Origin of the sequence: Planktothrix sp. FACHB-1355 (genome assembly GCF_014748295.1) — a bacterium.
In the GTDB taxonomy this organism is placed as follows: Bacteria; Cyanobacteriota; Cyanobacteriia; order Cyanobacteriales; family Aerosakkonemataceae; genus Aerosakkonema; species Aerosakkonema funiforme_A.
This window is the reverse complement of the sequence record NZ_JACJUP010001250.1, coordinates 1-1,950: the sequence shown is the minus strand read 5'-3', so window position 1 is coordinate 1,950 and position 1,950 is coordinate 1. Positions and strand designations below refer to the sequence as shown.

1 protein-coding gene is annotated in these 1,950 nt (G+C 51.2%); it reads left to right on the top strand.

The features are described 5' to 3' along the window. Window positions 1–1,950 (top strand): type I DNA topoisomerase (topA, locus tag H6S82_RS31285; protein WP_191057340.1); only part of this gene is annotated, 1,950 nt, incomplete at both ends.

Sequence of the window (1,950 nt, the reverse complement as noted above, 5' to 3'; positions counted from 1 at the left end):
CGAATTGCTGCCGATCGCCATGTTATTCTGCTCAACGAAGCCGATGCTGTAGCACTCAAAAATCGACTCATCGGCAAAACTTGGACGGTGACCAATTTAGAGGAGCGTCCGGTCACTCGCAAACCCGCTCCACCGTTTACCACCTCGACACTGCAACAGGAAGCTAACCGGAAATTGCGCCTTTCTGCTCGCGATACAATGCGGATTGCCCAAAATTTATACGAGCAGGGCTACATTACCTACATGAGAACGGACTCGGTGAATTTGTCCGAGCAAGCTCTCACAGCTGCCCGCAGTTGCGTCGAGCAAATGTACGGTCAACAATACCTCAGTCCCGAACCCCGTCGCTACACGACCAAAAGCAAAGGCGCTCAGGAAGCTCACGAAGCTATTCGTCCAGCCGGTAGCACTTTCCGCACGCCGCAAGAAACTGCCCTCAGCGGTCTGGAATTCAAACTCTACGATTTGATTTGGAAGCGTACTGTCGCTACCCAAATGGCAGATTCCCGACAAACTCTCGTCACAGTCGATTTGCAAGTGGAGGATGCCGGTTTTCGTGCTACTGGTAAGCGAATTGATTTTCCCGGATATTTGCGTGCTTACGTGGAGGGTTCCGACGACCCGGAAGCCGCATTGGAAGACCAAGAGGTGATTTTACCACCTCTGAAGGTGGGAACTCGGCCTAACTGCAAAGAGATAGAATCTATCGGTCACGAAACCCAGCCGCCAGCGCGTTACACAGAAGCTTCTCTGGTGAAAACTTTGGAAAGCGAAGGGATTGGGCGTCCGAGTACCTACGCCAGCATTATCGGTACGATTATCGATCGCGGCTACGCTCAGATGAATAACAACGCCCTCATCCCTACTTTTACGGCTTTTGCCGTGACCGGTCTGCTGGAAAAACACTTTCCCGATTTGGTAAATACCAGTTTTACTTCCCAGATGGAGCAGACTTTGGATGATATCGCTACCGGCGAAGCGGATTGGCTCCCCTATCTGCGGGAATTCTACCTGGGAGAACAGGGTCTGGAAACTCAGGTGAAAGAACGGGAAAGCGGAATTGACCCCAACGAAGCTCGTGCGATCGAATTGGAAAACCTCGATGCCAAAGTCCGCATCGGCAAATTTGGCGCTTACATAGAGGCAGAAAACGGCAACGGTGTTGTTACCGCCTCGATTCCCAAGGATTTGACTCCCGCCGACCTCAACCCAGAACAAGTAGAGGTGCTGCTGCGCCAGAAAACTGAGGGGCCAGAAAAACTGGGACTGCATCCGGAAACCGGGGAGCCGATCTACGTACTGATCGGCACTTATGGCCCCTACGTCCAGCTGGGCGATGTCACCGAGGAAAATAAAAAGCCGAAACGGGTTTCTTTGCCCAAAGATGTCACCCTGGAGAATGTCACTCTGGATACAGCAGTGCGACTGCTGGCTCTCCCCAGAACGTTAGGCCATCACCCGGAGACTGGTGCCAAAATTCAAGCTGCACTGGGACGTTTTGGCCCTTACGTTGTTCACGACCAAGGTAAGGAAGGTAAAGACTTTCGTTCTTTGAAATCTAGCGATAATGTATTGACAATTTCGTTAGAACGTGCATTGGAACTCCTGGCTGAGCCTAAGAAGGGGCGCGGCGGCAGTAGCAACAAGTCGAAGGAACCTTTAAGAGCCTTGGGCGCTCACCCAGGTGATGACGAACCCGTGAATATCTATGATGGCCGCTACGGCCCCTATATCAAGCACGGGAAAACGAATGCTTCCATTCCGAAAGATTTATCGGTGGAAGAAATAACGCTGGAAAAGGCTGTGGAACTTTTGGAGGCGAAGGCATCTACTAAGAAGTCCAGCACAAAATCTAGTAAGTCAGCCGTTTCTTCTACTGCCAAAAAGTCGTCCACATCGACAACTAAGACAGCAACGAAAACTGCTGGAAAAACGACAGCGAAAACAACT